Source organism: Micromonospora sp. NPDC049282 (assembly GCF_043197045.1).
GTDB lineage: Bacteria > Actinomycetota > Actinomycetes > Mycobacteriales > Micromonosporaceae > Micromonospora.
The window spans coordinates 66,802-79,237 of sequence record NZ_JBICSL010000011.1 but is presented as its reverse complement, the minus strand read 5'-3'; the positions used below and the strand labels follow the sequence as shown (position 1 = coordinate 79,237).

Here is a 12,436-nt window from a genome sequence, read left to right as displayed (position 1 = left end):
GCAGGGTCAGGTGAGCACGGCGGCGAGCCAGGCGCCGACGAGGATCGCCGGGCCGAACGGCAGCGGGGTGTCCCGGCGGATCCGGCCGGCGGCGAGCAGCGCGAGCACCGCCACCCCGGCGAGCACGTGCGGGAGGAGCAGCCCGAGTCGGAGCGTCGGCCAGCCGAGCCAACCCAGCGGGAGCCCGAGAGCGGCGGCGAGCTTCACGTCGCCGAAACCGAGCCGGGCGCCCGGCAGCAGCGCCAGCAGCAGGTACCCGCACAGGGACAGGCCGGCGCCGGCCAGAGCGGTCGCGGCGCGGCCCGGTTCGCCGGTGACCGCGGCCGTCCCGACCAGGCCGAGCCCGCCAACGAGCGCCACCGCGCCGACCAGCGGATCGGGCAGTCGCAGCGCGATCAGGTCGGTCACCGCGAGGACCAGACCGGCCGCCGCGATCAGCAGGAGCGTCGGCAGCGCGGGGTCGTCGCCGTGCGCGGCGGCCAGCCCGCCGAACACCACCGCTCCGGTCACCGTCACGCCGGCACGACGCGGCCGGACCCGCCCTCGCGTCGAGGCGTCGTCCCGGTCGGGACCAGCGCCGACGACGGCACCATGGGGGCCAGCGCCGACGACGGCACCATGGGGGCCAGCGCCGACGACGTGCCGGCCGAGCGGCACCGCGACCAGGCCGACCAGCGCGCCCAGGAGCGCCGCCCCCGCCACCGACGCCATCGACACGGGCCGGGACGCTACCGCCCGGCCGGCTTCCGGGCCGCCCCTTCCACGGCTGCCGGCGCGGTCCGGCGCGGGCGCTCGGTGCTCACCACCACCGCCACGCCGGCCACGATCACGGCGCCGCCGAGCAGCACCTGCGCGGTGACCGGCTCGGCGACGAGCAGGGCGCCGAGCGCCACCGCGACGGCGGGGTTCACGTACGCGTACGTGGAGACCAGGGAGATCGGCGCGTGGGCGAGCAACCAGACGTACGCGGTGAAGGCGATCAGCGAACCGGCCAGCAGCAGCACGCCGACCAGCGCGGCCGAGCCGAGGCGACGGGGCGGCACGCGCAGCGACCCGGGCCCGCGCCACAACCGCAGCACCAGCGCGAGCACCAGCCCGGCGGCGGCGAACCGCATCGCGGCGGAGGTGAGCGGCGGCAGGGACTCGACCGCGACCCGGATGCCCAGGTAGGTCGAGCCCCAGAACAGGTAGACCAGCGCCAGGGCGGTCCAGATCAGGGCGGTACGGGCCGGCGGCGCCGGGGAGCCGGTGGCGTCCGTCGCACTCGTGGGGCGTGAGCTCATCGGTGGACCACGCTACGGTGACCACGGCGTCGGAGTCGCCCCTCGGTGGCCGGCCTCTCAGCACTGGCGTACGCAGGAGGCGTTCATGTCGAACTTCGGACCACCGGGCGGCGGTGCCCCCGAGCCGTGGGGGGCACGACGCCCCGACGACGGCTACGCCCCCGACCCGCATCGCGGCCCGGCGCCGGGCGGACCGCAGTACGGTGGCCCACCCCAGCCGTACGGGCCGCCCCAGCAGTACGGGCCGGCGCCGGAGTGGACCGATGCTCCGCCGCACCAGGGCTACCCGGCCGATCCGGGATATGCCGGCGGGCAACCGGCGTACGACCCCGGGCAGCCGCCGTACCCGGCCGGGCCGCAGCCGTACGCCGGGGGACAGCAGCCGTACGGCGGGGGACAGTCGGCGTACCCGGGCGGACCGCCGCCGTACCTCGCCGGGCCGGCGCCCTACGACGAGCCGACGCCGCCCAAGCGGGGCCGGGGCCCGCTGCTGGTGGTGGTGATCGTGCTGGCCGTGCTGCTGCTGGGCGGCGCCGGGGCCTACTGGCTGCTCGGCCGGGACGACAAGAGCCCGACGGCCGGGACGACGGCCGCCACCGCGCCCGCCGCGGACCCGACGGCGGCGGCGCCGAGCGACGCGGCCGAGGCGACGCCCACGGCGGCGACGCCGGCCTCCTCGACCGATCCGCGCTTCGTCAAGGCTGGTCAGTGCGTCGCCAACGAGGGTGGCAGCGGGCAGCCGAAGCTGGTGATCGCCGACTGCGCGCCGAAGACGTACGAGGTGCTGCGCCGGATCGACGGCGCGACCGGCGGCAAGAAGGACGCGGAGACGAAATGCGGCAAGGTGACCGGCTACACCGACTGGTACTTCTTCGACAGTGAGCTGGACACGCTCGACTTCGTGCTCTGCCTCAAGCGCCGCTGAACCGCCGCCGGCCCGGAGACCGAGCCGGTAGGTAAAACTAGGGCTGTCTAGCATCCACGCTAGACAGCCCTAGTTTTCGGTCGAGGCCGACACGCGGTAGCCACCTCTACGCACGTCTAGCCTGGCCGCTAGACAAGCCGATACTGTGCGATTCGTGGATCCCGTCCGCAACCCGTACGCCCCGGGCGCCGGTCAGCGCCCGCCCGAACTCGCCGGGCGGGGGCGGGAGCTGGACGTGTTCGACGTGGTGCTGGAGCGCATCGCCCGCGGCCGGCCGGAACGCAGCCTGATGCTCACCGGGCTGCGCGGGGTGGGCAAGACGGTCCTGCTCAACACGCTCCGCTCGGAGGCGATCAACCACCTCTGGGGCACCGGCAAGATCGAGGCCCGGCCGGACCAGTCGTTGCGCCGACCGATCGCCGCCGCGCTGCACATGGCGGTCCGGGAGCTGGCCCCGCGACACCGCGCGCCGGACCGGATCGACGGCTTCCTCGGCGTGCTCAAGGCGTTCGCGCAGCGCTCCGCGCCGACCGGCCGGGGCGGCGGTGCGCCGAAACTGCGCGACCGGTGGCAGCCCGGCATCGACGTGCCGGCCGCCAACGGCCGGGCCGACTCGGGCGACATCGAGATCGATCTGGTCGAGCTGCTCAGCGACGCGGCGGCGGTCGCCACCGACGTGGGCACCGGCATCGCGGTCTTCATCGACGAGATGCAGGACGTCGGCGCCGAGGACATCTCCGCGCTCTGCGCCGCGTGCCACGAGCTGTCCCAGCTCGGCGCGCCGCTGATCGTGGTGGGCGCCGGCCTGCCCCACCTGCCGGCCGTGCTCAGCGCCGCCAAGTCGTACTCCGAACGGCTCTACCGCTACCAGCGGATCGACCGGCTGGACCGGATCGCCGCCGACCAGGCGCTCTGCGCGCCGGCCGAGCGGGAGGAGGTCGAGTACGAGCAGAAGGCGCTCGACCTGCTCTACGAAAAATCCGGTGGCTACCCCTACTTCGTCCAGGCGTACGGGAAGGCGACCTGGGACCACGCGCCCCGCTCGCCGATCACGGCGGCGGACGTCCGGGTCGCCGCGCCGGAGGCGGAGGCGGAGCTGGCGGTGGGCTTCTTCGGCTCCCGGTTCGAGCGGGCCACCCCCGCCGAACGCGAATACATGCGCGCGATGGCCACATTGGCGCTGGTGGACGGCGAGGAGGGCGCGCGGGACGACATGGACGCCGCGGTGCCCACCGCGGAGATCGCGCGGGCGCTCGGCCGCAAGCCGGCCAGCCTCTCCCCGGCCCGGGACGCGCTGATCAAGAAGGGTCTGATCTATTCCGGCGAGCGGGGGACGGTCGCGTTCACCGTGCCGCACTTCGGCCGCTACCTGCGCACCCAACCGGCCTGAGCGACGCTCACACCCGGGACCAGGGCGGCGGGAAGACCACCTCACCGGCCGGGGGCGGCGGCTCCTCGCCGGTGGACGGCGGCAGCACCAGCGCCTGCCACGGCTCCCCCAGCCCGGACCAGGGACTGGTCAGCCCCAACCGGTCCGCCGGCCCGAAGCCGAACCGCCGGTAGTACGCCGGGTCGCCCAGCACCACCACCAGCCGCTCGTCCAGCTCCGTGGCGGCGTCGAGCGCCGCCTGCACCACGGCGGCGCCGTGCCCGACGCGCTGCCGGTGCGGGGCCACCGCCACCGGTCCGAGCACCAACGCCGGCCAGTCACCGCCGTCGCCGCGCACCCGTACCCGGGTGAGCAGCGCGAAGCTCACCACCTCGCCGCCGTACTCGGCGACCATGGCCAGTTCCGGGATCCACGCGGCGCTGTGCCGCAACTCCTCGACCAGTCCCACCTCCGGCGGGGTGGCCACGTCGGGTCGGGCGAACGCGGCGGCGAGCACCCGGGCCACCGGTGCCTCGTCCGCCGGGTCCTCCGGGCGTAGTCGCAGCGTCGTCACCCGCGCGACCTTACCGAACACGGCCGGTCCATCCGCGACGGTCGCTGAAATCGATGCCGGACGGACGTCGATACCTTTCGGGTGTTGCAGGGGTGACGGGGGCCGGGACGGGGTAAGACTGGAACCATGAAGCCTGTGCGCTCCCTCGCCCGAGTCATGTTGAGCGGCATCTTCGTGGTCAGCGGCGCCCGCAACCTGCGCAACCCGGAGCGGCTGGTGCCCGCCGCGAAGCCGGTCACCGACAAGGTCGCCCCGCTGATCCAGAACCTGCACCCGCGCATCCCGACCGACACCGAGACGCTGATCCGGACCAACGCCGCGACGCAACTGGTCGGCGGCCTGATGCTGGCCACCGGCCGGTTCAGCCGCCCGGCCGCGCTCGTGCTCGCCGGCACCCTGCTGCCGACGACCGCCGCCGGCCATCCCTTCTGGAACAACGACGACCCGGCCGCGCGCAACAACAACCAGATCCACTTCCTGAAGAACCTCGGGCTGCTCGGTGGGCTCCTCCTCGCCGCCGCGGACACCGAGGGCAAGCCGGGGCTGCGTTGGCGCGCCGGCCACCGGATCGACCACTCCCGCCGGTCGGTCAAGCGCGCGGTCCGCACCGCCCGCCGGGAGGCGAAGATCGCCGTACGCTCCGCGGCGACCGCGCGCCGGATGCCGGGCTGACCTGTTCCTGTACGGCCACCACCCCCCGCAAGGCCACCAATCACCTGAACCGTCCGAGACCCGTTAACCCGGCGGAAATGTCGCAAACACGTGTGGGATCGGACACGGTCGCGTAACGCGGGAGGCAGCATCGTGAGGCGCCGTTCTAGGCTCCGTTCCGGACCTGGACGGGCACGACGATCTTGGTATGGGGGTGGCCACGCCATGCCGACGACAGTCGGTAGACGGACCAACCGCCTCGCTCCGGCCCCCCGCGTCGTCCTCGGGGTCGACCAACGGATCGCGGTACGCATCGGCGTCGTGGCCGCCGTGTCGTACGCGGCGTGGCTCGCCATCGGCGCCTTCGGCCGACCGTACAACTTCTTCGACATGAAGATCTACCACGGCGCGGTGCTGTGGTGGGCGAGCGGCAACGAGCTGTACGACTTCGTCGCCCCCTCGACGACCCTCGGTTTCACCTATCCCCCCTTCGCCGGCCTGGTCATGCTGCCGATATCCTGGCTGCCGGTGGAGGCCGCCGGGTTCGTCAACGCGCTGGCCAGCATCGGCGCTCTCGCCGTCGTGCTGGCGGCGTTGCTGCGCCCCATCGTGGACCGGCTCGGCTGGTCGCTCTGGTTCACCGTCGGCATCGCCACCCCGCTCGCCGCGGCCATCGAGCCGTCCCGGGAGACGCTCGGCTACGGCCAGGTCAACCTGCTGCTCTTCGCGCTGATCATGGCGGATCTGGTGGGTCTGCGCTGGCGGGCCAAGCGCGGCACCCACCACGAGACCGCCGAGACGCCGCTGGCCCGGTTCGTCTACAGCGGCGCCTGGGCCGGGGTCGGCATCGGGCTCGCCACCGCCGTCAAGCTCACCCCGGCGCTGTTCATCGGCTACCTGATGCTCACCCGGCAGTGGCGGGCCGCGTGGATCGCGGTCGCCACCGCGGTCGGCGTGACGCTCGCGACGTTCGGCGCGGTCGGCGCGGAGTCCCGCACCTACTTCACCGACGTGCTGTGGCAGACCGAGCGGGTCGGCGCCGCCGACATGACCGCCAACCAGTCCCTCGCCGGCCTGCTGGCACGGCTCTACGACTCGATCGAGACGCCCGGGCTGCTCTGGCTCGCCTTCTCGGTGCTGGTGCTGGCGCTGGGCCTGTCCCGGGCGCTCAACGCGCGCGCCGACGGCGACGAGCTGACCGCGTTCACGCTGGTCGGGCTCACCGCCAACGTGATCAGCCCGATCTCCTGGTCGCACCACCTGGTCTGGGTGATCCCGGCCGTCGTGGTGCTGGCCGACGCCGCGGTACGCCGCCGCGACGCCAGCCGCGGCCTGCCGCTGCGCGGCAGCACGCTGCCCTCGGCGAACGGCGTGCCCACGTTGCGCCCGCCGATCTGGTATCCCACGCTGACCGGGCTCCGGCACGCGGCCGGCGCGCTCGGGCTCTATCTGCTGTTCCTGATCTCGCCGATCTGGCCGTACGAGCACCAGCTCCCCGAGGTGTCCCACTACCAGGACGGCCTGTTCGGCGCGCTGATGGAGAACTCCCTGGCGATCGCGCTGATCGTGCTGGTCGCGGCGCTGCCCTGGCGACCCGGCGCCGAACCGGCGTTCTATCACGACCGGCTGGCCCGCACCGCCCAGCTCGCCGCCCGGCGCTGAGCGCCGCCCGGCTCAGGGGCAGTTCACCCACTCCTCGGTGCCGTCGTCGAAGACCTGCCGCTTCCAGATCGGCAGCCGCGCCTTGACCTCGTCGACCAGCCGGGCACAGGCCGCGAACGCCGCCGCCCGGTGTGCGGTGCTGACCGCCGCGACCAACGCCACGTCCCCGATCTCCAGCGGGCCGATCCGGTGCGACACCGCCACCGCGTGGACCGCCGGGTCGGCGGCGATCTCGGCCGCCACCTCGCGCAGCACCACCTCGGCGCTGGGGTGGCCCTCGTACTCCAGCCGGGTGACCGACCGCCCGTGGTCGTGGTCGCGGACCACGCCCTGGAAGGAGACCACCGCGCCGGCCCGGCGGTCGGCGACCGCCGCCTCGTGCGCGGCCAGGTCGAGCGGCCGGTCGGTGACCGCGCCCAGCGCCACGCGTGTCTCGATGCTCATTGACGCTCTCCCGGGGTCAGCGGCAGGGGCACGAGCGGAACCCGGTCGCCCACCGCGCCGTTGGCGCCGGGGCGGATCACCGCGAAGCCGTCCGCGCCGGCCAGGCCGCGCAACATCGCCGAGCCGACGTGCCGCACCGGGTGGGCGGTGCCGGCGACCCGGTCCCAGCGGGCCAGCGCGAGGTGGGTGTGATCCCCGCGCCCGGGGACCGGCTCGGCCAGGGTGACCTGCGGCAGCACCGGCATCGGCCGGCCGGTGAGACCGGCCAGCAGGGGGGCGACGAGGGAGACCAGGGCGACCACCGCGGACTGCGGGTTGCCCGGGAGGCCGGCGACGAAGCGCACCCGGCCGTCGCCGTCGACCAGCCGGGCGAGCAGCATCGGGAAGCCGGGGCGCACCGCCACCGTGTTGACCACGTAGTCGGCGCCGAGCGCCTCCAGCGTCGGGTGCAGGTGGTCGACCGGGCCGTGCATGGTGCCGCCGGTGGTACAGACCAGATCGGCGTTGGCGAGCGCGCCGCGCAGCGCGGCGACGTGCGCGGGCAGGGTGTCGGCGACCGGGCCGACCACGTCGCCGGCCCGTACCTGACAGCCGTAGCGGCGCAGCCAGGCCGGCACCGAGGGGCCGAGCGCGTCGCGCACCCGGCCGGCGCCCGGCGCGCCGAAGGTGAGCAGTTCGTCGCCGAAGACCAGCAGCGCGGCCCGCGGCGCGCGGCGGACCCGCAGGGTGTCGTGCCCGCAGGAGGCGGCCAGCCCGATCACCGCCGGGTCCACCGGCGTGCCGGTGGGCAGCAGCTCCTCGCCGAGATGCGCCTCCTCACCCGGCTCGCGCCACTCCGGCTGCGACCGGGGCGTGCCGGTCACCCGCCCGTCCGCCGCCCGGGTCGACTCCTCGATCCGCAGGATGGCGGTCGTGCCGGCGGGGACCATCGCGCCGGTGGCGATCTCCACGGTGGTGCCGTCCGTGGCGAGCGGGGGCGCGGTGTGCCCGGCGAGCACCCGGCCGACGACCTGCCAGGGGCCGGCCCCGCGCACCGCCCAGCCGTCCACGCTGGAGGTGGGGAACGCCGGCAGGTCGGTCCGTGTGGTCAGCGGCTCGGCCAGGGTGTGCCCGTCGGTGTCGGCCAGTGGCCGGGCGACCGCGGGGAGCGCGGCGGAGAGACCGACCGCGTACACCCGGGAGCGGGCCTCCTCCCACCCGGCCGGCGGGGGCGTGCCCACCGTGGCCGCGGCGGCTTCGGTTTCCGTGCTCATCCGGCGAGCCTAACGCCGGCGCGCGCGGCCCGCGGGCTCAGTGGTCGCCGCCACGGAGCTGGTCGACCGCGTGCCGCAGGATCGGCCCGAGCACGGCCAGCCCGTCCCGGGCCCCGCCGCGCGAGCCGGGCAGGTTGACCACGAGCATCCGGCCGGCGACCCCGGCCAGGCCCCGGGACAACGCGGCCGTGGGCACCGCGTCGCGACTGTGCGCCCGGATCGCCTCGGCGATGCCGGGGATCTCGTAGTCGAGCAACGCGCCGGTCACCTCGGGGGTGCGGTCGGTCGGGGTGATGCCGGTGCCGCCGCTGGTCAGCACCACGTCGACGCCCTCGTCGCGGGCGGCGCGCAGGGCGTCGCCGACCGGGTCGCCGTCGGGCACCACCACCGGCGCGTCGACCGTGCAGCCCAGCTCCCGAAGGCCGGCGACGAGCAGCGGGCCGCTGGTGTCCTCGTAGACCCCGGCGGCGGCGCGGTTGGAGGCGACGATCACCCGGGCGCGGATCACGGCCGGTCCTCCGGCCGGACCCACTCACCGGTCTTCCCGCCCTCCTTGCGGAGCACCCGGACGGCGTCCACCGAGGCGGCCGGGTCGACGGCCTTCACCATGTCGACCAGGGCGAGCCCGGCGACGGCCACCGCGGTGAGCGCCTCCATCTCCACGCCGGTGCGGTCGGCCGTCCGCGCGGTCGCGGTGATCTCCACGGTGTCGGCGGTGAGGTGCAGGTCGACGGCGACGCCGTGCAGGGCGATCGGGTGGCAGAGGGGGATCAGGTCGGGGGTGCGCTTGGCCCCCATGATCCCGGCGAGCCGCCCGACCGCGAGCGCGTCGCCCTTGGGCAGGCCGTCGCGGCGCAGCAGGTCGACCACCTCGGCGGTGGTGCGGAGCCGGCCGGCGGCGACCGCGAGCCGGCCGGAGACCGGCTTGGCGGAGACGTCGACCATCCGGGCCGCGCCGGCCGGGTCGACGTGGGTGAGCTGCGCGGGTTCGGTCACCGCCCGACCTTATCCGCCGGGTACGACGGACGTGGACCGTGCCGTCGGCGGGGAGGGACGTCGTGCCGGCTGCCGATGATCCGCACGACGACCCTCCCACACCTTCCCGCCGTCGGGTCGCTGGGGAGACTCGACGGTGGGGGCTCTCCGGCCGGGTCCGCCGGGTGGGCGGATCCTCCCCGTTGGCCGACGACCGGACGCTAGCGGGGAGCCCGATAAAAAATCGATAAGTCCTCCGCCGGCCGCTCATCCCCGAGCAGGGTGCGAACACGATGCTGTTCCGGACCCCCGGTCCGTTCGAAGATCGCCAGCGCCCTCCGCCACAGCCGGCGCGCCTCGTCGGGATCCTTCCCCATCATCAGGCCACCGAGACGAGCCAGTGCGCGGCCCTGTTCCTGGGGATGCGCGATGCGGGTCGCCAGCTTGAGCGCCCGCTCGTACAACCGGGTCGCTTCCGCCGGGTCTCCCTGCGCCGCGGCTGTCGTACCGAGTTCGTTCAACGCCGCACATTGCGCGTGGCGCTCGCCGTTGTCGAGCGCCAGCCGCAATGCTGTCTCGTGCTCACGGCGGGCCGCGTCGAATTGGCGCATCTCCCGTAGGGCAGTCCCGAGTTCGACCCGGAGCTCCGGTTCCCCGTAGCGGTGGCCGGTGCGATCCCGTAGACGGAGGGAAGCTTCCATTATCTGAATGGCTGGCCCATGGTCACCCATTCTTGCCCGCACCATTCCGACATGCCCCAGAGCGTTGAGGATCTGGAATTGGTCTGCCTTGACGCGGGCTAGGAACAGATGCAGGCGATGGAGATCGAGTGCCTCGGCGTATCTGCCGACCGCCGCCAGCGCAATGCCGTAGTTCGGCAGCACCAGGTCAGTTGACACATGGCCTTTCGACAATTCTTCCCGTCGCAACTGAGCCCCGAGCCTGACGGCCGAATCGAAACGGCCGGTCAACCAGTAGACGACACCAAGGTTCGCTCGGAAGCGAGCCGCGTTCCGCGCGTCTCCCATCTGCTGGTAGAGCCCGACTGCCGATTCCACCAGCCTGGTCGCCTCGGGGTAGTTTCCGGTTCTCACATAGGCGGAGGCGAGATAGTTCTGCATCTGGGCGACCGCGTCCAGGTCACCAATACGCCGGGCAGATTCCAAGCCGTGCCGATGAGTCGACAAGATGTCGTCGAAATATGTCCTGATGTAGAAGAAGCGCCACAGTGCACGGGCGAGCCGCCAGGCATACCGATCTCGTTCGGCCTGGGTCGCACACGCCACCAGCGCGGTGAGGGTGGACCGCTCGCGTTCCAGCCACTCGACGTCCGGCTCGATCGCGGTCAGCAGGTCGGGCCGGTGGGGCCGCTCGGCGACCAACGTCTTCTCGTCGAGACGCGCCTCCAGCCCGACCGCCACGGACAACGTGGTGTGGAGACACAGTTCGAGCAGGCGATCCAAGGCCGCGAGCGGGACGCTCGGTTCGTCCACCCTCCGAGACAGCTCGGCGGCATACTCCCGGACCAGATCGTGCAGGCGGTAGCGGCCGTCGGCCCTGTCCTCCAACAGATGACGATCTACCAGATCGTCAAGGATCCGTACGGTTTCGTCCAGCGGAAGATCGGCCAGTGCCGCCGCGGTCGGTGGGCTGAAGTCATCACCCGGATGCAGAGAGAGCATGCGGAAGGCCCGGCGGCTCCGATCGTCGAGCGGTTCGTAGGAGGTGGCGAACGCCCCGGCCAGCGTCCGGTCACCCACCGCCAGTTGGTCGATCCGGCCGCGTTCGCCAGCCAGCCGCAACGCCAGGTCCGCCACCCGCCAACTGGTGCGGTGCGCAAGCCGGGCTCCTGCGAGCCGGATGGCAAGGGGAAGGTAGCCGCATCTCCGCACGACTTCCGCGGCCGCTTCCGGCTCCTTGCCGACCCGCTGCGCGCCCGCCGTGGACGCCAGCAGACGCACGGCTTCGACCCGGGACAACACGCCCAGCGATTCCGGCACCCCGAGTTCGCTGGCGAGCAGCCTCGACCGGGCGGTCACCAGCACGACCGTTCCCGCTCCGTCAGGTAGCAGCGGGATCACCTGGTCGCTTCCCGCGGCGTTGTCCAACACGACCACGACCCGCCGTTGCGCCAGCTCACGACGCCAGAGTGCGGCCCGATCCTCGAAGTCGATCGGCACACGCCCGGACGGCACATCGAGTTGCCGCAGCAGGGTCGCGAGCGCCGCGGCCGGTTCCAGTGGATCGACCTCCCCATGTCCTCGAAGATCGATGAACAACTGGCCGTCCGGATATTCCGCCCGCAACATCTCGGCCAGTCGGACCGCAAGGGTGGTCTTGCCGCAGCCTGCCATCCCGTCGATCACCTGGACGACCGCCGTCGGGCCCGATCGTGCCGTGATGCTCCTGAGCAAGCGTCGCACCACGTCCTCTCGTCCGACGAAGTCGGTGGTCGGACGCGGCAGCCAGGTGACCGTACGCGTCCTGTCGGCGGCGCCGGACGGCGCCGGACGGCCGGCGCTCAGCATTCTCGACCGGGTTTCGAGCGCCGTTCGGTGGAGTTGGTCGAGCTCCGGTCCGGGCTGGACGCCCACCTCCTCGTCGAGCGCCGCGCGGGCGGACCGGTAGACGGCGACTGCCCCGGCCGGGTCCTCGTTGGCGAGCAGGGCCCGCATCAGGAGTAGCTGAAGGCGTTCCCGCGTGGAGTTGCGGACGGCATGCGGCCGGAGCGCCACGACCGCTCGCTCCGGCTGCCCGGTGTTCAGGTACAGCTCGCTCAGAAGGACAAGCATCTCTTCGCGCTCCCGCTCGACCGCTTCGCGGCGGCCGGCCAACGCCGGCCCCAGCGGAAGCCCGGCAAGGAGGGGACCCGGCCACCCGTCGATGATGTCGGCCAGCACCGCGATCGCGGACGACCGCTGATTCGCGCGAGCGAAGGCACGCCCCTGAGCGAATCGTTGCTGGGCCCGGATCAGGTCGACGGCCTCGGGAAGAACCGAGAGCAGGTAACCACCCTGTTGTCGGACGATCGCCGCGCCGCCGACCTTCGCGAATGCCCGTCGGAGGTTGGCGGCGTAGGTACGCACGTTGGGGATGGCTGATCGGGGAGGGGCCTCGGGCCACAGCTCGTCGACCATCTCGTCGACAGTCACGAGTCGATTGGCGTCCACTCCCAGCATGGCGAGCAGAATCTTCTGCTTTGGTGTACCAAGGGGCAGTTCGAGACTGCCGACAAGCACCTTAACGCCCCCGAGGAGTCTGATGTCCACCCCGTTCGCCCTCCAAGGCCTGCGGCATTTT

General features: G+C 73.2%; 12 protein-coding genes. 4 read left to right on the top strand and 8 right to left on the bottom strand.

Annotation, left to right across the window (positions count from 1 at the left end; all coding sequences use genetic code 11):
• Positions 1-6: 6 nt before the first annotated feature.
• Together ACGFI2_RS18760 and ACGFI2_RS18755 are read right to left on the bottom strand one after the other, a co-directional pair.
• Positions 7-711, bottom strand: coding sequence for a prepilin peptidase (locus ACGFI2_RS18760; protein ID WP_393518773.1), 705 nt, complete (start codon positions 709-711; stop codon positions 7-9).
• 17 nt (positions 712-728) lie between these two features.
• A complete protein-coding gene (locus ACGFI2_RS18755; protein WP_393518362.1) occupies positions 729-1,283 on the bottom strand; it encodes an EamA family transporter in 555 nt (184 codons plus the stop codon).
• Between the two features lie 85 nt (positions 1,284-1,368).
• Between ACGFI2_RS18755 and ACGFI2_RS18750 the strand changes: the two genes are divergently transcribed.
• The gene (locus tag ACGFI2_RS18750; RefSeq protein WP_393518359.1) at positions 1,369-2,208 is read left to right on the top strand and encodes a flagellar basal body protein FliL; all 840 of its coding nucleotides are present in this window, start codon (positions 1,369-1,371) and stop codon (positions 2,206-2,208) included.
• A 154-nt stretch (positions 2,209-2,362) separates the two neighbouring features.
• On the top strand, positions 2,363-3,598 hold the full coding sequence (locus ACGFI2_RS18745) for an AAA family ATPase (protein WP_393518356.1): 1,236 nt from the start codon (positions 2,363-2,365) through the stop codon (positions 3,596-3,598).
• A 7-nt stretch (positions 3,599-3,605) separates the two neighbouring features.
• Here ACGFI2_RS18745 and ACGFI2_RS18740 read toward each other — a convergent pair whose 3' ends face one another.
• The gene (locus ACGFI2_RS18740; RefSeq protein ID WP_393518353.1) at positions 3,606-4,151 is read right to left on the bottom strand and encodes a GNAT family N-acetyltransferase; all 546 of its coding nucleotides are present in this window, start codon (positions 4,149-4,151) and stop codon (positions 3,606-3,608) included.
• 126 nt (positions 4,152-4,277) lie between these two features.
• Here ACGFI2_RS18740 and ACGFI2_RS18735 point away from each other — a divergent pair, with 126 nt between their 5' ends.
• On the top strand, positions 4,278-4,823 hold the full coding sequence (locus ACGFI2_RS18735) for a DoxX family protein (protein ID WP_393518350.1): 546 nt from the start codon (positions 4,278-4,280) through the stop codon (positions 4,821-4,823).
• A 204-nt stretch (positions 4,824-5,027) separates the two neighbouring features.
• Positions 5,028-6,464 (top strand): glycosyltransferase 87 family protein, encoded by a 1,437-nt coding sequence (locus ACGFI2_RS18730; RefSeq protein ID WP_393518347.1) that lies wholly within the window; start codon positions 5,028-5,030, stop codon positions 6,462-6,464.
• 12 nt (positions 6,465-6,476) lie between these two features.
• Here ACGFI2_RS18730 and ACGFI2_RS18725 read toward each other — a convergent pair whose 3' ends face one another.
• The 5 genes from ACGFI2_RS18725 to ACGFI2_RS18705 form a co-directional block, all read right to left on the bottom strand.
• The gene (locus ACGFI2_RS18725; RefSeq protein ID WP_393518344.1) at positions 6,477-6,908 is read right to left on the bottom strand and encodes a molybdenum cofactor biosynthesis protein MoaE; all 432 of its coding nucleotides are present in this window, start codon (positions 6,906-6,908) and stop codon (positions 6,477-6,479) included.
• Positions 6,905-8,161: a molybdopterin molybdotransferase MoeA gene (locus tag ACGFI2_RS18720; protein WP_393518341.1), complete on the bottom strand. Its 1,257-nt coding sequence runs from the start codon at positions 8,159-8,161 to the stop codon at positions 6,905-6,907. The genes ACGFI2_RS18725 and ACGFI2_RS18720 overlap by 4 nt, the downstream gene beginning before the upstream one ends.
• Positions 8,162-8,198: 37 nt before the next feature.
• The gene (locus ACGFI2_RS18715) at positions 8,199-8,669 is read right to left on the bottom strand and encodes a molybdenum cofactor biosynthesis protein B (protein ID WP_393518338.1); all 471 of its coding nucleotides are present in this window, start codon (positions 8,667-8,669) and stop codon (positions 8,199-8,201) included.
• Positions 8,666-9,157, bottom strand: coding sequence for a cyclic pyranopterin monophosphate synthase MoaC (gene moaC, locus ACGFI2_RS18710; RefSeq protein WP_393518335.1), 492 nt, complete (start codon positions 9,155-9,157; stop codon positions 8,666-8,668). The genes ACGFI2_RS18715 and moaC overlap by 4 nt, the downstream gene beginning before the upstream one ends.
• Positions 9,158-9,357: 200 nt before the next feature.
• Positions 9,358-12,405, bottom strand: a complete 3,048-nt coding sequence (locus tag ACGFI2_RS18705) for a tetratricopeptide repeat protein (RefSeq protein WP_393518332.1) — start codon at positions 12,403-12,405, stop codon at positions 9,358-9,360.
• Positions 12,406-12,436 lie beyond the last annotated feature (31 nt).